This is a genomic window from Pseudohalioglobus sediminis (genome assembly GCF_008370495.1).
Lineage (GTDB): Bacteria > Pseudomonadota > Gammaproteobacteria > Pseudomonadales > Halieaceae > Halioglobus.
On record NZ_VTUX01000005.1, the window covers coordinates 151,859 to 174,458 of the forward strand.

The 22,600-nt window shown below is 58.3% G+C and carries 20 protein-coding genes; 5 read left to right on the top strand and 15 right to left on the bottom strand.

What is annotated here, in order from left to right; translation table 11 throughout:
- Positions 1–4: 4 nt before the first annotated feature.
- Positions 5–1,138, bottom strand: coding sequence for an acyl-CoA dehydrogenase family protein (locus F0M18_RS11980; RefSeq protein ID WP_149611680.1), 1,134 nt, complete (start codon positions 1,136–1,138; stop codon positions 5–7).
- Positions 1,139–1,166: 28 nt separating this feature from the next.
- Entirely contained in the window at positions 1,167–2,357 is a 1,191-nt protein-coding gene (locus F0M18_RS11985; RefSeq protein ID WP_262500929.1) for a TMEM143 family protein, read from the bottom strand.
- A gap of 169 nt (positions 2,358–2,526) precedes the next feature.
- Between F0M18_RS11985 and F0M18_RS11990 the strand changes: the two genes are divergently transcribed.
- Complete coding sequence (locus F0M18_RS11990) at positions 2,527–3,678, top strand: acyl-CoA dehydrogenase family protein (RefSeq protein WP_149611681.1); 1,152 nt, start codon at positions 2,527–2,529, stop codon at positions 3,676–3,678.
- A 29-nt stretch (positions 3,679–3,707) separates the two neighbouring features.
- Here the strand turns inward: F0M18_RS11990 and F0M18_RS11995 are convergent, their stop codons facing one another.
- The 5 genes from F0M18_RS11995 to F0M18_RS12015 all read right to left on the bottom strand — a co-directional run bounded on the left by F0M18_RS11995 (position 3,708) and on the right by F0M18_RS12015 (position 11,310).
- Positions 3,708–4,850, bottom strand: a complete 1,143-nt coding sequence (locus tag F0M18_RS11995) for an acyl-CoA dehydrogenase family protein (RefSeq protein WP_149611682.1) — start codon at positions 4,848–4,850, stop codon at positions 3,708–3,710.
- A 107-nt stretch (positions 4,851–4,957) separates the two neighbouring features.
- Positions 4,958–6,949, bottom strand: coding sequence for an ATP-binding protein (locus tag F0M18_RS12000; protein ID WP_149611683.1), 1,992 nt, complete (start codon positions 6,947–6,949; stop codon positions 4,958–4,960).
- Positions 6,950–6,993: 44 nt separating this feature from the next.
- Complete coding sequence (locus F0M18_RS12005) at positions 6,994–7,800, bottom strand: enoyl-CoA hydratase/isomerase family protein (RefSeq protein ID WP_149611684.1); 807 nt, start codon at positions 7,798–7,800, stop codon at positions 6,994–6,996.
- A 48-nt stretch (positions 7,801–7,848) separates the two neighbouring features.
- Positions 7,849–9,471, bottom strand: a complete 1,623-nt coding sequence (locus tag F0M18_RS12010) for an acyl-CoA carboxylase subunit beta (protein WP_149611685.1) — start codon at positions 9,469–9,471, stop codon at positions 7,849–7,851.
- A 24-nt stretch (positions 9,472–9,495) separates the two neighbouring features.
- Positions 9,496–11,310 carry an acyclic terpene utilization AtuA family protein gene (locus F0M18_RS12015; RefSeq protein WP_149611686.1) on the bottom strand — a complete coding sequence of 605 codons (1,815 nt, stop codon included), beginning with the start codon at positions 11,308–11,310 and terminating at the stop codon, positions 9,496–9,498.
- Between the two features lie 131 nt (positions 11,311–11,441).
- Here F0M18_RS12015 and F0M18_RS12020 point away from each other — a divergent pair, with 131 nt between their 5' ends.
- The 3 genes from F0M18_RS12020 to trhA all read left to right on the top strand — a co-directional run bounded on the left by F0M18_RS12020 (position 11,442) and on the right by trhA (position 13,559).
- Positions 11,442–12,167, top strand: a complete 726-nt coding sequence (locus F0M18_RS12020; protein WP_149611687.1) for a TetR/AcrR family transcriptional regulator — start codon at positions 11,442–11,444, stop codon at positions 12,165–12,167.
- Entirely contained in the window at positions 12,168–12,758 is a 591-nt protein-coding gene (locus F0M18_RS12025; protein ID WP_149611688.1) for a DUF924 family protein, read from the top strand.
- A gap of 171 nt (positions 12,759–12,929) precedes the next feature.
- Entirely contained in the window at positions 12,930–13,559 is a 630-nt protein-coding gene (trhA, locus tag F0M18_RS12030) for a PAQR family membrane homeostasis protein TrhA (RefSeq protein WP_149611689.1), read from the top strand.
- Here trhA and F0M18_RS12035 read toward each other — a convergent pair.
- The 8 genes from F0M18_RS12035 to rpmH form a co-directional block, all read right to left on the bottom strand.
- Positions 13,547–14,107 (bottom strand): gamma-glutamylcyclotransferase, encoded by a 561-nt coding sequence (locus tag F0M18_RS12035; protein WP_149611690.1) that lies wholly within the window; start codon positions 14,105–14,107, stop codon positions 13,547–13,549. The genes trhA and F0M18_RS12035 overlap by 13 nt on opposite strands.
- 80 nt (positions 14,108–14,187) lie before the next feature.
- Positions 14,188–15,213, bottom strand: coding sequence for a tyrosine-protein phosphatase (locus F0M18_RS12040; RefSeq protein ID WP_149611691.1), 1,026 nt, complete (start codon positions 15,211–15,213; stop codon positions 14,188–14,190).
- A 15-nt stretch (positions 15,214–15,228) separates the two neighbouring features.
- Complete coding sequence (locus F0M18_RS12045) at positions 15,229–16,245, bottom strand: aminoglycoside phosphotransferase family protein (protein ID WP_149611692.1); 1,017 nt, start codon at positions 16,243–16,245, stop codon at positions 15,229–15,231.
- 458 nt (positions 16,246–16,703) lie between these two features.
- Entirely contained in the window at positions 16,704–18,086 is a 1,383-nt protein-coding gene (gene mnmE / locus F0M18_RS12050; RefSeq protein WP_149611693.1) for a tRNA uridine-5-carboxymethylaminomethyl(34) synthesis GTPase MnmE, read from the bottom strand.
- A 47-nt stretch (positions 18,087–18,133) separates the two neighbouring features.
- A complete protein-coding gene (gene yidC, locus F0M18_RS12055) occupies positions 18,134–19,831 on the bottom strand; it encodes a membrane protein insertase YidC (RefSeq protein WP_149611694.1) in 1,698 nt (565 codons plus the stop codon).
- Between the two features lie 15 nt (positions 19,832–19,846).
- Complete coding sequence (gene yidD, locus F0M18_RS12060; protein ID WP_149611695.1) at positions 19,847–20,074, bottom strand: membrane protein insertion efficiency factor YidD; 228 nt, start codon at positions 20,072–20,074, stop codon at positions 19,847–19,849.
- Entirely contained in the window at positions 20,074–20,457 is a 384-nt protein-coding gene (gene rnpA, locus F0M18_RS12065; protein WP_149611696.1) for a ribonuclease P protein component, read from the bottom strand. The genes yidD and rnpA overlap by 1 nt, the downstream gene beginning before the upstream one ends.
- A gap of 14 nt (positions 20,458–20,471) precedes the next feature.
- The gene (rpmH, locus tag F0M18_RS12070; protein ID WP_149611697.1) at positions 20,472–20,606 is read right to left on the bottom strand and encodes a 50S ribosomal protein L34; all 135 of its coding nucleotides are present in this window, start codon (positions 20,604–20,606) and stop codon (positions 20,472–20,474) included.
- Between the two features lie 555 nt (positions 20,607–21,161).
- Between rpmH and dnaA the strand changes: the two genes are divergently transcribed.
- Complete coding sequence (gene dnaA, locus F0M18_RS12075) at positions 21,162–22,598, top strand: chromosomal replication initiator protein DnaA (protein WP_394349403.1); 1,437 nt, start codon at positions 21,162–21,164, stop codon at positions 22,596–22,598.
- Positions 22,599–22,600: the final 2 nt, after the last annotated feature.

Genomic DNA, 22,600 nt, shown 5'->3' on the forward strand with positions numbered 1-22,600 from the left:
ATGCTTACTCCAGCACCGAGCGACTGATCAGTTCTTTCATGATCTCACTGGTACCGCCATAGATTCGCTGCACCCGGGCATCGACGAAGGCGCGCGACACGCCGTACTCCCGCATGTAGCCAAAGCCACCATGCAGCTGCAGGCAGCTGTCAGCCACCCTGCACTGCATCTCCGTGGTCGACAGCTTGGCCATGCTGGCGGTGGCGGGATCAAGCCGGCCCTGCCTGAACAGCTCGATACATTCGTCAACGAAAGCGCGGTTCACGCGAATATCGGTAGCGATTTCCGCCAGTTTATGGCGAATCGTCTGCATCCTGGCGATGGGCGCACCGAAGGCCTCGCGCTGCTTCACGTATTCTGTGGTTTCCGCCAACACCCCCTCGGCCGCGGCGACCGCGCCGATAGCCAGGATCAGGCGCTCGCGCTGCAGTTCGCCCATCAGCACCATAAAACCGCGATCCAGCTCACCGAGGATGGCACTGGACGGCACGCGCACGTCTTCAAAAAACAGTTCGGAGGTATCGCTGGCGTGCAGGCCGATCTTTTCCAGGTTGCGCCCGCGCTGGAACCCCGGGGTATCTGCATCGACGATAAACAATGTAGTGCCTTTTGCGCCGGGCACGTCCAGGTTGGTCCGCGCCACCACTATCACCATGTCGCAATGCTGGCCATTGGTGATGAAGGTTTTGGAACCGTTGATGATGTAGTCGTCGCCGTCACGGCGAGCGCTGGTGCGCACACCCTGCAAATCACTGCCGGCACCGGGTTCCGTCATGGCCACGGCGCCGACGCATGCTCCACTCACCATCGCTGGCAGGTAGCGCTGCTTTTGTGCCTCGGTACCGTTATTGAGCAGGTAGTGCGCCACGATATCGGAGTGCACCGCCATGGACCCACCAATGCCGCCGACATTGGCCCGGCAAAACTCCTCCATGATTACCGCCGAGAAATGAAAGTCCGCATCCACGCCACCGTGGGCCTCGGGTATGTCGACACAAAGCAGGCCCTGGTCACCCAGCCTGTTCCATATCTCGCGGGGCGTTATCTCATCGCGCTCCCAGCGCGCATAGTCAGGGCAGATTTCCTCGGTGACAAAACGTTGCACATTTTCACGAAACAGCTGCAGTTCTTCGTTCATGCTTTCTCCAATCGGTTCGGGGTTCGCACTAGGCAGCGCTGCTGTCTGCAGGCATGGCCTGCCAGACATCGCCCCTGCGGCATGCCAGCCCCAGGTATTCAAGTTTATTCAGCGCATCATCTATCTCGAAGTCGAGTCGGCACTGCCAGTTTTGTAGCAACCAGTTTTCTATCGACGCATCGAGCTCTGCTGCGGACACAGGCCCGTCACCTGCCAGCAGGAAGCGGTAGGCCAGCAGGCTCTCCTTGCACTCGGATTCCTCGGCTTCATCGAGTACCCGGAAAATCACCCCGGCGTTGTTGTCCAGCAGCTTGAAGTACAGGTTTTCCGTTAACGCCTGGGTGAAACGCAACTTGCGATTGCGAAAGTTGGAATACTGTTTCCACAGGTAACCCCCGAGCGCGCCGAGACCGGCCAGCAGGGCCAGCACCGCGGCCTTGTCGAGCCTTACCGGGTCTGAATGCATACCCAGCCAGAAGCCGAACAGGGAACCCAGCAGCACCAGTGTCGCGCCCAGCTTGGTCGTCATCACCACGCCACCACTGACCAGCGCGGGCACACCAATGAGCAGCTTGTCTATCAACCGCATACCCACACGGGTATTGGGAAACAGCATCTCCACATCTGCACCGGGTACATTCTGGAACAGCTTGAGCATGGTTGAGCCGGGCTGGCATCCCCCCAGCGTGCTCTCCGTATCCACGTCGTCCCGAAAGCGGATAAACAGCACCACGCGCTCGAACTTGATGAACTTTACTGTTTTGCGCCAGAGCCCGAAAAAGTGTTTCACCTCTTCCTCGCTGGGCGTGGCACCACGGGTATACAGCAGGGCTTCCTCGAAATCATCGAGGTCCACATAGAGTTTCAGCTGGAACAGGGAAGCGCTGTCAAATGCACGCTGTAGTTGTTCGCGGCTCACTTTTTCGTAGTTGGCCCGGTCCAGCACCCGCTCAAGGGTTTCACCAAGCCGGTCTACCGCCTGTTGGTCGCGAAAGCCCTGCACCGTGCGGGTGTCAGCATCTGGATCCAGCGGCCCGTACGCGTCCTTGAGTTGTTGCTTGATGCCATGGAATTCGCGCTGGAAGTGGCCCTCGATTCGCTCGCTGGCCTGTCTGAACTGCTCAGCTTTGCCTTTATCCAGTGCCCCATCGGCCAGACACATCTGTAACAGGTCAGAGCGACGAAAGGGAATAAAACGCAGCCTGGGAAATTCTGCCATGGATAACCGCCGGTGATGGGGTGACCAGAAGAGTAGAAGCCCGCGGGGGATTCTGCACCTATTATGTCGTCACCCCGGGGTAAATTAAAGTGCTACTCAAGAATAGCTTGGTTATACTCAGTGGCCAGATTCGCATCGTATTCAACAGGGAAACAGAGGTTGCCAGTTCATGCAGTTCACTGACCAGCACAACGAGATCCGCCGCACCGTACAACAGTTCGTGGAGAAAGAGGTCAATCCCCACGTGGACCAATGGGAAGAGGAAGGTATCTTCCCTGCGCATGAACTGTTCAAGAAAGCCGGCGACCTCGGCCTGCTGGGTATCAACAAACCGGCCGAGTACGGCGGCCTGGGCCTGGACTACAGCTACAGCCTGGTAGCAATGGAAGAGTGGGGCCTGACCGGCTGCGGGTCTATCCCCATGGCCGTCGGTGTGCAAACCGATATGGCGACGCCGGCGCTGGCGCGCTTCGGCTCAGAGGAACTCAAGCAGCAATTCCTGGCGCCCGCCGTGGCCGGCGACATGGTTTGCAGCATCGGTGTCAGCGAACCCCATGCGGGCTCGGATGTAGCGGCAATCAAGACCACTGCCCGCAAACGCGGCGACGACTACGTGATCAACGGCACCAAGATGTGGATAACCAACTCCACCCAGGCGGACTTCATCGTGCTGCTTGCCAACACCTCGGATGACCAGAAGCACCAGAACAAAAGCCTCATCGTGGTGCCCACTGACACCCCCGGGTTTTCGCACTCGCCGCGGCTGAACAAGCTGGGCATGCGCAGCTCAGACACCGCACAGCTTTTCTTTGACGACGTGGTGGTGCCGCAATCCTACCGTATTGGCGAGGAGGGCAAGGGCTTCACCTACCAGATGATGCAGTTCCAGGAGGAGCGCATCTGCGGAGCGGCCATGACCATCAAGGGTCTGGAGCAATGTATCAACCAGACCGTGGAGTACACCAGCCAGCGCGAGGCTTTCGGAAAGCCGCTGCTGGATAACCAGTACATCTACATGCGCCTGGCGGAAATGCAGATGGAGGTGGAAGCGCTGCGCGCCATGACCTATCGCGCCTGCGAGATGTACGTCAACGGCGAGGACCCCACCCTGCAGGCGTCATACGCCAAGCTCAAGTGTGGGCAGCTCACCCGCACCATACCCAGTGACTGCCTGCAGTTCTGGGGCGGGCAGGGTTACATGTGGGAGAACCCGGTCAGCCGCGCCATGCGCGATATGCGCCTGACCTCAATCGGCGGTGGCGCCGACGAGGTTATGCTCAATATTATCGGCAAGACCATGGGCATCACCGCGAAGCGCTAGCCGGCGGCCGCGGTGGCAGGGTAGCGCCGTCAGAGCCCCATCTGGCGCACCGCGAGGTCGCGCATGATTTCTTCTGAACCACCGCCAATGGCGAACACTTTTACCTCACGATAAATGCGCTCAACCGGGTTACCGCGCAGGTAGCCCGCACCACCGAAAATCTGCATCGCTTCAGAGGCGCAAAATTCCAGCGCCCTGGTGGCGGCAAACTTGGCCTTGCAGATTTCCGCCACCGGCATGGCCCCCTCGTTGATCTGCCAGCAGATCATGTTCATATAGGATTCGACCTGGTCAACCCTCGCTGACATATCGGCGATCTTGTGACGAATCACCTGGTGCTCGAGCAAGGGTTTGCCGAAGGTGTGTCGATCGCGGGCGTAGGCAATGGATTCCTCCAGGCAGGTCTTCATCATGCCGACTGCACCCGCCACCAGTGACAGGCGTTCGAAATTGAAGTTTTCCATGATGGCCACGAAGCCCCGGTTTTCCGCGCCCATCAGGTTGGCGGCGGGCACGCGGCAGTCGTCGAAATACAGCGTCGCCTGGTCGGAAGCCCACCAACCCATCTTGCGATCCAGTGATGTGCGGCTGAACCCCGGCGTGCCCCACTCTACGAAGAACAGTGAAATGCCCAGCAGGCCGGCGTCGCCGGTGCGGGCGCCCACCACGAAATAGTCCCCCTTCATCCCGCCGGTAATGAAGGTCTTGGATCCGTTGAGTACATATTCATCGCCATCGCGGGTGGCTGTCGTCTGCAGGTTGGCAACATCCGAACCTCCACCGGGCTCGGTAATAGCCAGGGCCGAGCCCTTGCGACCGAGCACAATATCCTCAAGCAGACGCGAGCGGATTTCTTCGCTGGCGAGCGACTGTAAGGGCCCCAGCGAAATACTGCGACCACCTACCCCGGCCCAGATCCCGGTGGCACCACAGCGCGCCAGTTCTTCGGCTGCTGCCGCTCGCATAAAGGCGTCGTCAAAACCCAGTCCACCGTACTCATCCGAGATGCCAAACCCAAAATAGCCCAACGCCCCCAGTTCCTCGTGAACCCGCCAGGGAAAATCACCGGCCTCGTCCCATTCGTCCGCATGGGGTTTGACCTCGGCCTCCACGTAGCGCCTGATGGTCTCGCGAAAAGCGCGGCGCTCTTCCGTTTCAAAAGGGTTTTGCATGCTGGTTTTTTCCTTGTTGCCGGGCCTGCCTGTCCAGCGGCACCGGGGCAGCTGCTATCAGGTCAGCAGCCCGGGTCATCCCGGGAAGACTGCCGCCGAAACCGGGTTCATTGTTCAGCGCTTATTTCCAACACCACCGCACCCGTGGCAAGCTGGGCGCCAGTGTTGGCGTGCACCGCAACCACCTCACCGGTAACCGGTGTATTCAGCCGGTGCTCCATCTTCATGGCCTCCATCACCGCCACATCCTGGCCAGCCTCCACCCGGTCCCCGGGACTTACCAGCACCTGCAGCAGGTTGCCGTGCATGGGGGCGGTTATCAGCCCGCTGCCGCCGGTGCTCTCATCGGCCCGGGAGAAAGCCAGTTGGTTGGTCAGTTGCACTTCACGACCCCGCAATTGCACGATGGCAACGCCGGTCTCCGGCAGACAGTAGGGCACCGTCAGTTCCACGCCGTCCAGGCGCAGCCGTACCCTGTTGTCCTCCTGCTTCAGCCAGGCCACTTCCACTTGCTCACCACCGGCTTCGACGCGGTAGTCATCCGCTGCCACTTCCTCAACGAAGAGGTCTACATCGCTGCCCGCCACATCAAAACGGAAGTGATTACGCAATGCGCGCAGGCCGCTGAAGCCCCTGGCATCAGGCAGGCAGGACAAGGCGGCACCAGCGGAACGTTCCTGCGCCGCCCTGTACATCAGGCAGGCGGCGATCGCCTGTTGCCGGGCACAGGCAGCGGGTGCCGCGAGCGTCTCTGCGGAAAAATTCTCGCCGATAAATGCAGTGGTAGCTTCACCGTTAGCGAATACTTGCTTACCCAGAACATCAATTAAAAACTGACGGTTGCTGGCTGGGCCGAACAAGGTAGTGGCCTGCAGGGCGCGCAGCAGACGGCGGCGCGCAATGTGCCTGTCCTCACCCCAGGCAATAATCTTGGCCACCATGGGGTCATAAAATGGCGAGATGTCCTGGCCCTGTACCAGGCCGTGATCCACGCGAATGCCCTCACCGACCGGCGGTGACCATACATGGGCCTTACCAGTCGCGGGCAGGAAATCGTTACTGCTGTCCTCGGCGTACAGGCGCACCTCGATGGCATGGCCGGCAAGCGTGACCTCCTCCTGGGCCAGTGGCAGGGGATAACCCTGGGCGACGTGAAATTGCATCGCCACCAGGTCCTGGCCCGTGACCATCTCCGTTACCGGGTGTTCCACCTGCAGGCGCGTGTTCATCTCCAGGAAGTAGAACTGACCCTCGGCATCAAGGAGGAATTCCACGGTTCCGGCGCCAACATAGTCAATGCTCCTGGCGGCGTTGACCGCCGCCTGCCCCATGGCGTCACGCAGGGCCGGGGTCATCACCGGGCAGGGCGCCTCCTCGACCACCTTCTGGTGACGCCGTTGCACGGAACAGTCCCGCTCACCCAGGTGAATCACATTGCCATGCTGATCACCGAACACCTGGATCTCGACGTGGCGCGGGCGCAGTACCGCTCTCTCAAGAATCAGTTCTCCGGAGCCGAATGCACTCTCCGCCTCGGACCGGGCGGAAGCAATCGCGACCGGAAGCTCGTCCAGGTCTTCGACCAGGCGCATGCCGCGGCCACCGCCGCCGGCCGCCGCCTTGACCATGATCGGCACACCAATGTCATGGGCGGCGGCAATCAGGGCCTGGTCAGACTGGTCCGGATCCTGGTAACCGGGAACGCAGGGTACGTCCGCCTCGAGCATGCGCCGCTTGGAGGCGGCCTTGTTGCCCATTATTTCAATTGACGCCGCTGTTGGGCCAATGAACACCATGCCTGCATCGGCGCAGGCCTGCGCGAAGGCCGCATTCTCGGACAGGAACCCGTACCCCGGGTGAATCGCCTGCGCACCCGTGGCGCGGGCGGCACTGAGAATCCTGTCCATATCCAGGTAGGATTCCCGGACGGGAGCGGGACCAATCAGCACCGCCTCATCGGCCATCTGTACGTGTGCCGCTGTGGCGTCTGCCTCGGAATATACGGCGATGGCCCGGTAGCCCTGCTGCTGTGCACTGCGTATCACCCGCACGGCAATTTCACCGCGGTTGGCCACCAGGATGCTGTCGAAATGTTGCATAGTCTTTCCTCTTCGTCCCCGCGCAGCGGGGAACCGGTGCTTTTTTATCGCTCCTGAACGCTCCACTCGGGCCTGCGCTTTTCCGCGAATGCGCTCAGCCCTTCCTTCGCTTCATCTCCCAGCATGCAATCGGCGAACTGTTCGGCAGCGAAACGCACCAGCGCGTCGCCATCCAGTTGCGCGGTGGCATTGATGATTTTCTTGGTGGCGGCGATCGCGGCCGGCGCGCCGCGGCGGGCCTGGGCCAGTAGTTCCGCCGCCCTGGCATCCAGCGCGGCAGTATCGTCGACCACAAAGTGGGCAAACCCCAGGCGCCCGGCTTCCTCACCATCGAAGGACGCCGCGGTGAGCAACAGCCGCCGTGCCTCCGATTCACCAATGCGCTTGATGACGACCGGGGTGATCTGTGCCGGCGGAATACCCAGAGTTACCTCGCTCAGGGCATACCGGGCATCAGCGGTGGTCACCACCACGTCTGCCAGGCAGGACAGACCAAGACCTCCGGCCATTGCAGCACCCTCGATCAACACGATAAACAACTGGGGCAGGGTATGGATCGCCTTCATCAGGCGACCAAAGTCGGCGTTGAAACGCACGATATCCTCGCGCGAGGACTCGCCCTGGAACACGGTTTTGAACATCTTCAAATCACCACCGGCACAGAACACCCCGCCCTTGCCGCGCAGGATTACGAAGCGAATATCCGCCTCGCCGGGCAGGGCCTCCAGCACCCGGGCCAGGTCGTCAGCGACCTCCGCTGACAAGGCGTTGCGAACCTCCGGCCGGTTGAACCAGATAGTGAGGGTATCGGCATCCTGTTGCAGCAGGATATGGTTGACGTTGGGTAGCATAGCGCTCCTCGTGGCGGGTTTTCGGTTCAGGCGAGTGGCCGGGCCCGGCTACATGCGACCGACACCAAAGGTGTTGGGATGGGTTTTGCGCTGGCGCGCTTCCCAGCAGGTCTGCAGCACAAAACCGAGCACTTTACGGGTATCGCGTGGGTCGATAATGCCGTCATCGAGCATGCGACCGGAGGTGTAGAACGCATCGGACTGCTTGTCAAAATGGGCAATGATCTGCGCTTCCTGCTGTTCGATGACCTCATCGGGAATCTCGATGCCCTTGCGCTTTGCGCCTGCCAGCATCACCTGGGACATGGTCCTGGCAGCGGATTCGCCCCCCATCACCCCGACATTGATGTTGGGCCAGCTGAAAATGAAATCCGGGTTGTAGCCCTGTCCGCACATACCGTAGTTTCCGGCGCCGAAACTGGCGCCGATCATGAAGGTAATGCGCGGCACCCGGGTATTGGTAACCGCCTGTATCATTTTAGCGCCGTGCTTGATCATGCCGCCCTGCTCCACCTCGGTGCCCACCATGTAGCCGGTGATGTTCTGCAGGAACACCAGCGGTATGTCGGCCTGGTCGCAAAGCTGGATAAACTGGGCTGTTTTGGTGGCGCCGGCATTGTCGATGGGGCCGTTGTTGCCGATGATGCCGACCGGCATACCGTACACTTTTGCCTGCATGCACACCGTGGCCGGACCATAACCCGGCTTGAAATCCAGGATATCGGAGCCGTCGACCACGCGTGCAACCACTTCCCGCACATCGTAGGGCTGGCGGTAGTCTGCAGGCACGACACCAGCCAGTTCGTCGATATCGTAAACAGGTTCGGCAAAATCCTGTGGTGGTAGCTGCGGACACAGGCGGTTCCACTCCAGTCGATCGACGAGTTCCCGACAGATGGCGATGCCGTGAGCGTCGTCCTCGGCCAGATACTCCACCAGCCCGGATACCCTGGAATGCATCTCCGCTCCACCGAGTTCCTCGTCATTGGCTTCTTCCCCGGTGGCGGCTTTCAACAGTGCCGGGCCGGCCAGGTAGGCCTTGCCGTTACCCTTCACGCCGATCACGTAGTCACTCATGCCCGGCATGTAAGCGCCACCGGCGGCGGAGGCACCATGCAGGACAACAAACGTGGGCACGCCGGCGGCACTCAGCCGCGCCAGCCGAGCAAAGACGCCACCGCCATCAATCCACATTTCCACCTCGTATTCGAGCAGGTTGGCACCCGCACTTTCCACCAGGTGGATAAAGGGCAGTTTTTTCTCGCGCGCGATATCCATGGCCCGGTTGGCCTTCTTGGTGGACAGGGCGGTCATGGCCCCGGCATTGATACCGGAGTCATCCACCATCACCATGCAGCGGGCACCGCCCACATAACCGATACCGACAATGGTGCTGGAGCCGGGAATCGACTGCTCCCGGTCGGCTGTGTCCACGGTAAAACCGGCCATGTTCATCAGTTCCAGGAACGGCATACCCGGGTCCAGTATGCGTACCAGCCGCTCGCGCGGCAGTAGTTGTCCCCGCTTCTCAAACCGCGGCAGGCTTTTGTCCGACAGGGCTGCGGCCCGCCCGACCACATCCTGCAGGGTCCCAATCGCGTCGAGCATGTCCGCACGGTTCCTGCGGAAGGCCTCGGAATTCGGGTTTACGCGGGATTGGAATTGCGTCATGGAATCGTCCTCAAGGGCCCCGTTTCAGAGGGTGTTCAGGTTGAATCGGTGGGCCAGCTCGGCCGGTACCTGTACCGGCTCCGTCAGCAACAACTGGGCATAACCCTTGCCCTGGGCGTCAGTGCGCAGGCTGGCGATGCCGCCACCCCCCAGCACGTCGTGCAGCAGGAAGTTGAAGGCATGGCTGCCCGGCAGGAAGAAACGCTCCACCGGCGTGCCCTGGCCCGGCGCCAGGAAATGGCTGAAGTATTCGGCCACACGCTGCGCCGGCAATTGCGCAGCAATATAGGGCACGAATTCCGGGTGGCGGGCGATGATCCCGATATTGGCCTTACTGCCTTTATCGCCGCTGCGACCCCATGCCAGCGCTTCCAGGCTGACACTCACAGCATCGTCACCTGTGAGAGCTTCAGGTGCCTCATGCAGGGCTTCCTGATGTTTGTAAATACTTACTTCAGATTCATCAACGACGATACTTGATGTTTCGGTTTCCACTGTGACGGCGATTTCACGCCTTGGTAACAACATGGAAAACAGGCGTACCACCGGCGAAGGCTTTGGCCGGGCGCCGGCGAAAGCGGTCAGTCCGGGTGGCGCGGTCAGCGCCATACCCACCATCTCCTTAAGCAGGATCGCCACACCCTTAGGGCTGGCATGCCTGGCCGCAATTTTGACATCCACCTCACGCACACGCCCGACCTGACGCGCTGCACCGAAGTGGGATTCGGCGCCAATCACTTCTATGGATGTCTCCGTAAAATCGTCGAGGCCCGCGCGGGCGAGTATCGCCCGGGAGCGATCGAACACGGACTCGGCAAATCGCTGTGCCTTGGTATCCGCATCGCGACCATACATGGTCCAGACGTTGCCGGCGCGAAAACCGTCTGCGAAGGTCGCGCTGACTTTGTAATCTGCAGGCGCCCCGAGACCGCGGGCACCGGACACCGCTACACGGTCTGCTGCCAGCTGGCGCAATTCGACCTGGCTGAAGTCGCAGACCACGTCCGGTAACTGGTAAGCCTGCGGATTGCCGATCTCGTAGAGCATCTGCTCCGCCACGGTGCCCACAGTCACCGCCCCGCCGGTTCCCTGCGGCTTGGTAATCACCACGTTCGCCGCCGCATCGATCTCCGCCATGGGGTAACCGGCCTCGGAGAGGCTGTCGATAACCGTTTCCCAGTCAGTGAAGTTGCCGCCGGTTGCCTGGGTGCCGCATTCCAGCAGGTGGCCGGCCAGGCTGCCCTGGGCCAGTTTGTTGTAGTCATCCCGCTGCCAGCCAAAAGCATGGATACAGGCGCCCAGCGTCACGGCGCTGTCAACACAGCGGCCGGTAATAACAATATCCGCGCCCGTATCCAGCGCCCGGGCTATCGGGAAGGCGCCCAGGTAAGCGTTGATGCTGGCGATTTTTTCAGGGTCGGGGAAGTCATCACCGGAAAACATCTCCACTGCGTTGCCGGCAGCGAACTGTTCGGCCCGGTGCGTGAGGTCATCACCCAACACTACCGCAACGCTGAGATCGAGGCCCTGCTCCCTGATCAGTGCCCTCGCCGCCTCGGCGCAGGAACGGGGATTGACGCCTCCGGCATTGGCAATCACCTTCACGCCCTGGTCAGCGATCTGTTTCAGGTTGGGTTTCAGTACCGCGGTTATGAAATCGGTGGCGTAACCCATATTGCCGTCCGCCGCCCGCGCGCGCGCCATAATCGACATGGTAATTTCGGCCAGGTAATCGTAAACCAGATAGTCCAGTTCAGCGGATGCCAGCAGTTGCGGCGTGGCAAGGGCCGCGTCACCCCAAAAACCGGATGCACCGCCGACACAGATGCTATCTTGCATAGACCCAACCTTTACTGTGAACAGCGAGGGTGAAAAACCGTCGCCCATTGAAAGCTATTGCGATACTATATTATTATCAAGTAACGCTCAAATAATTTCCAGGCCGTCCGAAAAAGCCTGACAGGGTGCTCATGCAGAAAGCGGATAAGAACAAGTCACGTACCCGGCTCGAACAGCGTGAGGCCGACATCATTGATGCGGCCACCAGCCTGTTTGCGGAGGAAGGCTTCCACGGCACCTCCACTCGCAAGATTGCCGCAGCGGCCGGTGTCTCCGAGGGTACCCTGTTCCATTATTTCAGCACCAAGAACGCACTGCTGCTGGCCATACTCGACGAGTTTTACGAGCAGCTGACAGCATCGGCGAGAACCGTCACCGACGAAGTCATGGGCACCCGGGAGCGCCTGCTGCTGCTGGCCAAGAATCACCTGCGCGCGCTGATGGAAAACCAGGCGCTGATGATGCGCCTGATACAGGTGTACCTGGCCGTGGACAGGAACTACTACAAGGACTACCGTAATTCTCCTATTCATGAGTTTAACTACCGTTACACCCGGGTCTTTGACAACGTTATTCGTGAAGGTATGGAGCGGGGCTACATCCGCCCCGACCTGGAACTGTCCGCCATACGCGACCTCTTCTTCGGGGGCCTGGAATACGGCATGCGTACGCTGATGGGTCGGAAATACAACAACAACCAGGTCGCCGCCTATGTTGAGGCGATCGTTGAACCGTTATGGCAAAGCATGCAGGTCGGCACGGGTACGGCAGGTGATATGGTTGCAGATAAACCCCTGCATGACACACTGGAACGACTCGAAGCTGTCGCCATGCGTCTGGAAAAAGCGGTGCCCTGAATGTCTGCATACCTCGCTGAAATACTGCCTTACTGGCATCAACACATCGATCAACCCGACCTGCCCGCTGCGGCGCGATTCAACGCCTGGTACCAGGTGGACGATGGCACACTGGCCGAACGCTTCGGCGACCTGGTGGAAACCCTGCTGGAACAGCCGGACGGCGCACGCGATATGCCTAACACGGCCGCCACCGTGATCGTGCTGGACCAGATCACCCGCAAACTGTTCGGACACAGCACCCGGACCTATGCCGCGCACCAGGCTGCAGCGCAGATAGCTGGCCCGGTGCTGGTCAGTGACAAGCGCAGGCAATTACAACTCATCGAACAGATTGCACTGGCTATGACGCTCGGCAACACAGAAGAACTGTCCTGGCACGATGCCGCCCTGGCCTGGTTTACACAGGCTGAAACCGAGAACGGGGACGACGAACGCGAATTGCTGCAAGCATTTCGCGACATCGCTGAACGTCGCCGGGAGATTATTCGCCAGTTCGGGCGCTTCCCCCTGCGCAACACTGTCCTCGGACGCAGCAGCACACCGGGTGAAGCCTACTTTGTCGTCGGCACCGGCTGCGAGTTCGGCTGACACAGTATCCGCGAGAACCCGGCACCCCAACTGACACCAGGTATTTTTATCAATCCAGGCACGAGCCAGGAATACTGCCCGTGCTGGTGCGGGTTTCGTTGCCGGCAATTGCTGTATTCTCTCTGCATGTACTAAGTTCTGCCTAAACGCGTAAACGGGAGTGCGCTCTGTATGTACTACGGTGAGAGACTGAACAGCATCAGTCATCTGGTCGGCGCCGTACTGGCCCTGATCGCTCTGGGTGCGCTACTGGCCACGGGGATCCAGACACGTGATCCCAGAATCATCGTAGGCTTCACTACCTTCGGACTGACACTGGTTTTGCTGTATACCATGTCGACGCTGTACCACAGTTTCCAGGGGCCTCGACTGAAGAACGTATTCCAGGTACTGGATCATGTTTCGATCTATCTTCTAATCGCGGGCACCTATACGCCGTTTATGCTTGTCAGCATGCGCAGCGGTAGCGGCCAGTTGATTCTTTCACTGGTGTGGACCCTGGCTATTGTCGGCATCATCTCTGAACTGGTGTTTTCTGGGAGAGTCGTCAAGATCATCCAGGTTATCATTTATCTGGGTATGGGTTGGGCGTGCACGCTCGACATGGCCAGTCTCAGGTCTTTGCTTCCGACAGCCGGGTTCTGGTGGCTGTTTGTGGGGGGCATGGCGTACACAACAGGTATTATTTTTTATCTACTGGACAAAGTGAATTGGCTCAATCACGCGCACGGAATCTGGCATCTGTTTGTGCTGGTGGGTTCCGCATGCCACTTTGTTGCTGTCGTTGGCTACCTGAGGTGACACGGTGTTGCGGCGAGAAGCAGCGCCAGTTCATGGACATGAGGGTCATCGTCCCCCAGTTCATTGAGCGCATCAGCCAGTTGCAGTACATAATCACGGTTACTGCCACTGGGGCCATGGGCGGCAGCAATATGTTGAGCCAGTTGCGGCATCGTCGCCGGTCCGAGAAAAGCGGGGTTATCCTGGTCGGCGACATACAGCATGCCCGGTACCTGTAAGGATTCAGCTGCCAGGGTAATGGTAACGGGTTCACGCTGGTAACCGTTCTTTTCCCGATAATCCAGGTGTTCAAAGACCCGGTGTTCCACCAGGTAGGCGACGCCCCTGCAAATAACGCCGGGAGAAGGAATCAGGGTAACCACGCGACCGGGGGATTCAGGTGTACCGCGGTGGTCGTGAGAGCCTTGCCAGAAACGGCGCTTCCAACCGCGAATGCTGGCAACTTCCCGTCGCAGATAGGGGAAGTCGACTTTGTATATCAGCGAACCATACCCAAACACCCAGGTCGGTTCGGAGAGGCTGCGCTGTGGTTTCACCTTTAACGTCATTGGGGGCTATCTCCTGTGCGGGTCTCTACCATCGCGGCCTTGATAACGCGCGCCACTATCGCCAGGGCGGTTCCGGAAAATCACTGGTGAAGGTAGCGCTGCTTGAGCAGGTCGCGTTTGGCCTCATCCAGGTCCAGGGCAGTGGAGTAAAAGTGTTCTTTTGATCGGTAGTGTTTACGAATCTCTGCAAAGCAGGCATGCAGGTACTCCGGGCGCACCTCCATCAGTGAGCGCAGCACCTCTGCGGGCACCCCCTCTCCGGCCTGGTCGGTAAATTCGCTGGCCAGGCGTTCTACCTCCTGATCGATGGGCAGGTAGCGATTGGTGAGCAGATAATCCTCCACGATGGCGTCTTCATCGACGCCCAGCACATCCAGGATCAGGGCGGCGCCAAAGCCGGTGCGGTCTTTCCCTGAAGCACAGTGGATCAGCGTCGGTCGATCACCGGCAAGGATAAGGCGAAACATTTCCGCGTACTGCGGCATCTGGTTGGCCACCAGGTCTCGATTCATCTCCTGCATAAATTCGGCCGCGTCATCGACCGCAATAATGCCCTGGTGCAGGTTTTCCATGAAATTACTGCGACTACCCGGCGTGACCGGGAGGCTGGCGTAGTCATGTGCACTGTCGTGTCCCAGGAAGGTGGGGTCAAGTTCCTGCTCAACAATCTGGCGAAAATCGCAAACCAGGGTGAGACCCAGCCTGCGAACGTAGTGCATGTCTGCTTCGGTCAGGGTGGACAGCTTGCTGGAGCGGTAGAGTTTTCCCCATTTCAACCGGCGACCGCAGGCCGCTTCATAACCACCGAGGTCTCGAAAATTCGGCGTGCCCGAGAGACTGAGTTTTCTTTCTGCAAGGATGGCACCGTCGCCGTTCTCCGCCTCGAGGTAAAAGTAGTGACGCACTGACTTATCCGGATTGGATAACAATGCGTGCTGGTCGCTGGTTTGCAGCACCGGGGCGCCGGGGTGCTCACCACGGTAAAAAAACTCGGCATCATCGCTCATGTAGACAGACACGCGCTGGCCGGGCGCCTTGGTCGCCCAGCGAATCTCGTAGTCTCCATCGAGATTGCGCTCAACGTGACAGGCATTCAGGTCAAACATGGTGTCGGTGCGTGCTTAGTTTCTGAGTTTACGCAGCAGTCTTGGCACCAGCTTTTCCAGGCGCAGGATCGTGGCAAGGGCGAGATCTACCTGTTCCTGTCCGAGTTGGCGCTGTGCTGCGTCGCTTAGTTCTATGGAACGACCCACGTTGTACATGAGCCAGTTCACCCAGTCCCCCAGCACACAGTCGAAAGCGGCTTCCACCTCGTTGAAACGCCCATCGCCGCCGGCGCGAAGGTAGGAACGGATAAAACCGTCAAAAAGTGATTCATTGAAGTCCATGGTGATGCCGCTCCAATCCAGCGCCTCCAGGATAACTTCGTGGGTCGGGTTAAGCGGTCTGGCGGATTCCCAGTCTATCAGCAATGGCTCGTCAGAAGATATCCATAGAATGTTTTTGTGATCGAGGTCGCCGTGGCTGACGACAGTGTGGTTCGATAGCGCATCCACGGCCACGTTATGGCGGGCAACCAGGTTCTTGAACAGGGACAGGTATTCCTGCAATTCGCTGCTGCGACTGGAGTTTCTGCTGCGAGCAAACTCTACCAGCGCTTCTATTTTTTCCTGTTCATGCAGTTCTTTCTGCTCTGCAACGAGTCCGGGTACCTGCAGGTCGGCTCGATGTATCCTGGCAAAAATTGCCGCTACCTGGTCAACATGGCCGGGTGTTATGTCCTCTCGCGCCAGCGCACTTGCCGTGACCCATGGGTACACGAGATAGGCCTGGTCCTGGAGCTTGAGGAGATACTGGCCATCCACCTTGCGCGCAAACACCGCGGGTACATCGTGACTGGAGCAGGCCTCGGCTACTGACTCTGTCAATTCAAACTGGCGTATGGCGTTGGCGTCTTCCAGGTCTATGTCATCAGCCAGCTGCTTGATAGCGAAGGTGTCCAGGTCGGTTTGTAACTGCCACATCCGGTGGTGGAATCCCCCGGCCACAGATTCAAGCGCCTGTTGCGGCTCTCCCAGGGAAAAGTGCTCACAGATCTTGCCCAGGTGTTCTTGGTGGTCATCAAGCGGAGTTAACAATGGTTCAGCCCTGTTACCGGTGGCAGCGTCTTGTTGCTGTTTAATATAAGTAATTAAGTAAATATATATTATGTATGTATATAAGGATTATTGTTGTTGTAATTATTAGGGGCGCCATTGCCTGTGGGAAAGCCAACTATTCCTTATCAAATCAATTATTTGCGTGAAGTATAAGCAGGCATATAAAGCCTTGGCCTGACGTTGAAAAGCACTGTGGCCAGCCTGTATTAATTGGAGATAACTTTAGGCTCCATAAGCTGGCTGCTTGAGCCCCCTGTTTCAGCCCCAGTTTACCCACGACTTGCCCCCGCGTTGTGCATGTCAAACACAGTAGCTACTGCAGGCATACGCTGAAGAGCCTGCTGCCTGTACACAGGGTATTGATAAGGTGTGGGTGGAGCTGAACTGATCGAGCAGCCTGTGGAAAAACCGTGGGTGCCCTGTTTATACCCGATAGCTCATTTACCGATACAGAAACTGGAAAAGATTTCCCCGAGTAACTGGTCTGAGCTCACGGCGCCGGTGATCTCACCGAGGTGTTGCTGACAGTCTCGCAGGTCTTCCGCCAGGAGTTCGCCGGCGCCGGCGTTCTCCAGTTGTGCCCTGCCCGCTTCCAGGGAAGTTCCAGCTTTCTCCAGCGACAGCAGGTGACGCCGGCGTGCACTGAACTGGCTCTCAGTGCTCTCGCTGTATCCCATGCATTGCTTGAGATGCTGTTTCAACAGCGCCATACCTGCGCCCGTCTTCGCCGACAGGTCTATTACGCAGCTGTTGTCGCGTTCCTCAATAGAGGGTTTTTTGCCGTTGATATCACATTTATTCCTGACGATGGTAAGCGGTATATCCCGCGTCAGCTGGTGGCGGAACTCGGGCCAGATAACGTCGGGCTCCGCCTGCGCCTGGTCATTGGTGGAGCCGTCGACAACCAGCAGGATATGGTCAGCAGACACGATTTCCTGCCATGCGCGACGAATACCTTCCTGCTCAACCACATCGCCACTGTCGCGCAGCCCTGCTGTATCAACGATATGCAGGGGCAGGCCATCTATTTGGATATGCTCGCGCAATACATCGCGGGTGGTGCCCTCAATGGCAGTCACGATAGCCGTGTCCTGCCCGGACAGGGCGTTGAGCAGGCTGGATTTACCCGCATTGGGGCGCCCGGCGATCACCAGTTTCATACCCTCCTGTATCAACGTGCCCTGGCGAGCTTCTCTGGTGACAGCCTGCAGCTGTTCCATGATGCCCAGCAACTGGGAGCGCACCGCGCCATCACCAATAAAGTCGATCTCTTCTTCCGGGAAATCGATCGCCGCCTCCACGTACACGCGCAGGCGAGTGACCTGCGCTACCAGTTCATCAATCTTTTTAGAGAAGGCACCCTGCAGGGAACGGCTCGCGTTTAAAGCGGCGTGCTCCGTGGTGCTGTTGATGAGGTCGGCGATGGCCTCCGCCTGGGCCAGGTCCAGCTTGTCATTGAGGTAAGCGCGTTCGGAGAATTCACCGGGGCGCGCCTGCCGGGCGCCATGCTCGGTGCAGACCTTCAGCAGCAGGTCGAGGATGACTGGCCCGCCGTGACCCTGAAGTTCTACAACCTCTTCTCCGGTGAAGGAATTGGGGGCTGGAAAATACAGGGCTATACCCGAGTCCAGTGGCTCGCCATGCGCATTGTGGAACTGGCTGAAGTGCGCGTGCCTTGGCGAAAGGCCCTTTTTACAAATGCTTTCACCAATAGTAAGTGCTTGCTCTCCAGATAGCCTGAGAATACCAACACCGCCCCGGCCAGGCGCGGTGGCGATCGCAACAATGGTATCTGTGTCCAGGGCCGTAGAGGTTTGCATGGCGCCAGTATAGCGCCCCGTTTACATTGGGAAACGGGGCATGGTTATCAGGCTACCTCGCCTTTCTCGATCTGCCGGGTAATCACATATTGCTGTGCCATGGACAGCAGGTTGTTCACCACCCAGTACAGCACCAGGCCCGACGGGAACCAGAGGAAGAAAAAGGTAAACACGATGGGCAGCCATTGCATGATCTTGGCCTGCATCGGGTCTGTGGGGGGGGGATTGAGCTTTTGCATGAACCACATGCTGGCGCCCATCAATACCGGCAATACAAAATACGGATCCATCACCGAGAGGTCATCGATCCATAGCATGAAGGGAGCGTGGCGCAATTCAACGCTCTCCATCAGTACCCAGTACAGGGCGATAAAGACGGGCATCTGCACCAGGATAGGCAGACAACCTCCCATGGGATTGACCTTTTCCTTGCGGTAGAGCTCCATCATGGCTTGTGACTGCTTCTGCTTGTCATCCGCGTATTCCTCGCGGATCTCCAGCATCTTGGGTTGCACCTTGCGCATACGCGCCATGGAGCGGTAGCTGGTAGCCGACAGCTTGAAGAAGGCGGCCTTGACGACCACCGTCAACAGGATGATAGCGACCCCCCAGTTGCCGACCAGCGCGAAGATCTTGTTCAGCAACCAGAACAGGGGCTGGGCGATCCACCACAACCAGCCGTAATCGACCACCAGGTCCAGGTAGGGCGAGATTTCCGCAAGACGGTACTGGTCCTTGGGTCCGGCATAGAATGCCGCGCCGGTTTTGCCAGACTGGCCGGGGTCAAGAACCAGCGCGGGGCTGGTGAAGCCGGCAATATTGAAACCGGAACTGGTCACCCGCGTGCTATAGGTGTGGGTTTGCTCTGCCTTGGGAATCCAGGCACTCAGGAAATAGTGTTGCAGCATCGCAATCCAGCCGCCGGGCAACTGTTCCTTGAATGGCTCTTCGCGCATGTCTTCAAAGCTGAACTTGGTGAAGCGTTCGTCCGGCTGCGTGATGGCTGCGCCCAGGAAGGGCTGTATGCCCATGCCGGAATCGCCTGCGGGGGCCACGGTGCTGTCGCGCTTGATCTGGCCGAACAGGTTAGCCTGCCAACGCTCAGCGCTGTTGTTTTCTACCAGGTAATCGATCTCTATAAGATAGTCACCGCGGGTAAAGGTGAAGCGCTTGGTCACTTTGACGCCGGTGTCGCCTTCCCAGAGCAGATCGACAACCAATGTGTCTTCGCCCTCTTGCATGCTGTAGCGGCTGGTTGCACTGGTAAAGGTAGCGCGTTGCTGTCCGTCTATGCCATCGGGGCCTATCAGTCCACTTTGTGCGATGTAGGTACGGGTCTGGTTTTGCTCCAGTAATACGAAAGGCACATCGGGTGTGTCTAACTCAGCCAGGTGACGCGGTAAAGCCAGTTCGATGATATCCCCGCCCTGCAGGTCGATCGCCAGTTGCAGGCTGTCAGTAAAGACCTCTACCAGGCGGCTACTCGCGGTCGGGACGCTGGCGACTTCATTGTCCTGGTCTGCTGCGCCGGGGACGCTGGGGATATCCTCGGTTGCCGCCGGCGGTATATCGGCTGTGTCTGGCAGTTCTATTGTTTCTGCCTGGGGCTGGTCAGCGTTGATCAGTCGCGTGGCCTGTTGTTCCGTAGCCGCAGACTTTTCGTCCTTGAAGGCTACCCACTCGGTGAGCAGCATGAAGGACAGTAAGACGATAGCGCCAATAAGCAATGAGCGTTGCAAATCCATAGTGATATCTGTGGCTTAGTGTGAGTGGCTGCAGGGGGGGACCGGGTCCGCACCCCCTTCGTGCCAGGGGTGGCATTTTGACAGGCGCCTGGTTGCTAACCAGCTACCTTTTATAACACCGTGTGTCGCGATCGCTTCCTGGGCATAGCTGGAACAACTGGGGTAGAAGCGGCAGTTGTTACCCAGAAAAGGGCTCAGCAGTACCTTGTAGCAGGTAATCAGGAATATAAAGAAGCGACGCATCAGGGTAAGTTGTCCTGGCTGGGTTGGGCGACGTGGCGAGTCAGTTTCTGCCACTGCTGCCGCAATATAGTTGATAGCTGAGCATTATCCAACTGATCGAGGCCGCGGCGGGCGAGTAAAACCACGTCCAGGTGGGGTTCGGAGTCGGGCAACTGCCGGAAAACTTCCCGCGCTACCCGTTTCACCCTGTTGCGCTGCACGGCTAAACGGACGTTTTTCTTGGCTATTACTAAACCCAGGCGGTGCCCGGGTTCGTCGTTGCAGCGTGCCAGTAGCAGGAGATGCTGATGCGAGGCCTTGGCCTCGGCGCCGTCAAATACACGGCTGTAGTCTTTCGCGTTGAGCAAGCGCCTGGCTTTGCCAAAACTTGCGTCGGCGCTCACCCAGGGCAGCTTCCTTAAGCGGACAGGACCTTGCGGCCTTTGGCCCGACGACGGTTGAGTACGGCGCGGCCACCTTTGGTGGACATGCGAGAGCGAAAACCGTGAGTGCGCTTGCGCTTGAGCACGCTGGGCTGAAATGTTCTTTTCATGACGATATTCCAAATAGTTGACTGTCTGGGCCAGAGGTTTCCGCTGTGGAAAGCTCCCCGGCCAAAAAAAGGTGAGGTATTCTATTGAAACGTCGAGAGTAATTCAATCTGGGTGCGACCTTTTTCGCCATTGATTACGGTAGTTTTGCGCCTCGACCCGGGTATTGAACACGAGACGCACTGCGCCAGGGGCCGGATCAGAGCAACGCCTTGCTGCGCCTGGCCTGGCGCCATCGCCCCACATATTCTGCATAATTTATGTACAGGATATCCACAGAAAATCTTATCCCAAAAAGATTTCACCGGGCTGGATAGAAAACGAACATCTAATAGATAACATATTGAAATATATAATAAATAATGAAAAGGTGCGCGCTAAAATATTTGTGGATAAGTAGCCTGAGCGAGGGTATTATCTTGCCTCCGGTCAAGAAAGTACCTGGCTGGTGGAAACAATAACTTCATTGCAGACGAAATGAGTAAAAGGCAGGCCTCCAAACCTGTCTTGAGGGGAAAATTTTGCCTGGCGTATCTTGGCAGCACTGTATCGATAGATTGCAGGATGAACTGCCTTCTCAACAATTCAACACCTGGATAAGGCCATTACAGGCACAGGCAAACGGCCACTCTCTGACGCTGTTTGCACCCAACCGCTTTATCAAGGATTTTGTCTCTGACAAGTTCGCCGCACGTATCAACGAACTGATGGCTGAACTTGAGCCCGGTCAACCGGTAGAAGTGGTATTGGAGATCGGCCAGCATAATGGTGCAGCGCAGCCTGCTTTTTCGCCACCAGCTGCGCAGGCCATTTCTTCGCCACCGCCAACGGACATGCCGCCTGCGGTATCCGGCACCGCGGTGGGTCAGTACAGGCGTACACAGCACCTGGCAGCCAGCCAGCCAGCTCCAGCGCGCCCGGCTGCAGTTGCCAACCCTCGCCGGCAGGCTGAAATAGATGGCTCGCTGCAACATCAGCAGAACCTGGTAGACAGCTATACATTTGATAATTTTGTGGAGGGTAAGTCCAACCAGTTGGCGCTCGCTGCTGCCCGGCAGGTGGCGGAGAATCCCGGTGATTCCTACAACCCGCTGTTCTTGTACGGCGGGGTGGGTCTGGGTAAGACCCACCTGATGCACGCGGTGGGGAACGCCCTGAAGGCTCAGAAACCCGATGCCAAGATTGTGTATCTGCATTCAGAACGCTTTGTGGCCGATATGGTCAAGGCTCTGCAACTGAATGCTATCAGTGACTTCAAGCGCTACTACCGTTCTGTTGATGCGCTGTTGATCGATGACATCCAATTTTTTGCCAAGAAAGATCGCTCGCAGGAAGAGTTCTTCCACACGTTCAATGCGCTGCTTGAAGGCGGCCAGCAGATGATCCTGACCTGTGACCGCTATCCAAAAGAAATCGATGGTCTTGAAGAGCGGCTGAAGTCACGGTTTGGTTGGGGCCTCACCGTGGCTGTGGAGCCGCCTGAGTTGGAGACCCGAGTCGCTATCCTCATGAAGAAAGCGACCCAGGCGCGTATTAACCTGCCGCCTGACGCGGCCTTCTTTATTGCCCAGCGCATCCGGTCAAATGTTCGCGAGCTCGAGGGCGCCTTGAAGAGAGTGATAGCAAGCGCTCACTTCACGAGCAAGGAAATTGACATAGAGCTGATCAAGGAGAGTCTCAAGGACCTGCTAGCGCTGCAGGACAAGCAGGTTAGCCTGGACAACATCCAGCGTACCGTCGCCGAGTATTACAAGATCAAGGTCGCGGACCTGATGTCCCGGCGCCGCAGCCGATCGGTGGCGCGTCCCCGCCAGGTGGCCATGGCATTGGCCAAGGAATTGACCAATCACAGTCTGCCTGAGATCGGTGATAGCTTTGGGGGAAGAGATCACACGACAGTTCTTCACGCATGTCGTAAAATCAAGGAACTTCGTGAAACCAACTCGGATATTCGCGAAGATTACAAGAATCTGCTGCGATCACTCACTACCTGAGG

Bases quoted from the DNA above. Each gene is read 5' to 3' on its own strand.
- F0M18_RS12010 (WP_149611685.1), bottom strand. From the start codon at position 9,471: ATGACGCAATTCCAATCCCGCGTAAACCCGAATTCCGAGGCCTTCCGC.
- yidD (WP_149611695.1), bottom strand. From the start codon at position 20,074: ATGCGTCGCTTCTTTATATTCCTGATTACCTGCTACAAGGTACTGCTG.
- trhA (WP_149611689.1), top strand. From the start codon at position 12,930: ATGTACTACGGTGAGAGACTGAACAGCATCAGTCATCTGGTCGGCGCC.
- F0M18_RS12015 (WP_149611686.1), bottom strand. From the start codon at position 11,310: ATGCAAGATAGCATCTGTGTCGGCGGTGCATCCGGTTTTTGGGGTGAC.
- F0M18_RS12025 (WP_149611688.1), top strand. From the start codon at position 12,168: ATGTCTGCATACCTCGCTGAAATACTGCCTTACTGGCATCAACACATC.
- F0M18_RS12035 (WP_149611690.1), bottom strand. From the start codon at position 14,107: ATGACGTTAAAGGTGAAACCACAGCGCAGCCTCTCCGAACCGACCTGG.
- F0M18_RS11995 (WP_149611682.1), bottom strand. From the start codon at position 4,850: ATGCAAAACCCTTTTGAAACGGAAGAGCGCCGCGCTTTTCGCGAGACC.
- F0M18_RS11980 (WP_149611680.1), bottom strand. From the start codon at position 1,138: ATGAACGAAGAACTGCAGCTGTTTCGTGAAAATGTGCAACGTTTTGTC.
- F0M18_RS11990 (WP_149611681.1), top strand. From the start codon at position 2,527: ATGCAGTTCACTGACCAGCACAACGAGATCCGCCGCACCGTACAACAG.
- yidC (WP_149611694.1), bottom strand. From the start codon at position 19,831: ATGGATTTGCAACGCTCATTGCTTATTGGCGCTATCGTCTTACTGTCC.
- F0M18_RS12005 (WP_149611684.1), bottom strand. From the start codon at position 7,800: ATGCTACCCAACGTCAACCATATCCTGCTGCAACAGGATGCCGATACC.
- F0M18_RS12040 (WP_149611691.1), bottom strand. From the start codon at position 15,213: ATGTTTGACCTGAATGCCTGTCACGTTGAGCGCAATCTCGATGGAGAC.
- rpmH (WP_149611697.1), bottom strand. From the start codon at position 20,606: ATGAAAAGAACATTTCAGCCCAGCGTGCTCAAGCGCAAGCGCACTCAC.
- F0M18_RS11985 (WP_262500929.1), bottom strand. From the start codon at position 2,357: ATGGCAGAATTTCCCAGGCTGCGTTTTATTCCCTTTCGTCGCTCTGAC.
- mnmE (WP_149611693.1), bottom strand. From the start codon at position 18,086: ATGCAAACCTCTACGGCCCTGGACACAGATACCATTGTTGCGATCGCC.
- F0M18_RS12020 (WP_149611687.1), top strand. From the start codon at position 11,442: ATGCAGAAAGCGGATAAGAACAAGTCACGTACCCGGCTCGAACAGCGT.
- F0M18_RS12000 (WP_149611683.1), bottom strand. From the start codon at position 6,949: ATGCAACATTTCGACAGCATCCTGGTGGCCAACCGCGGTGAAATTGCC.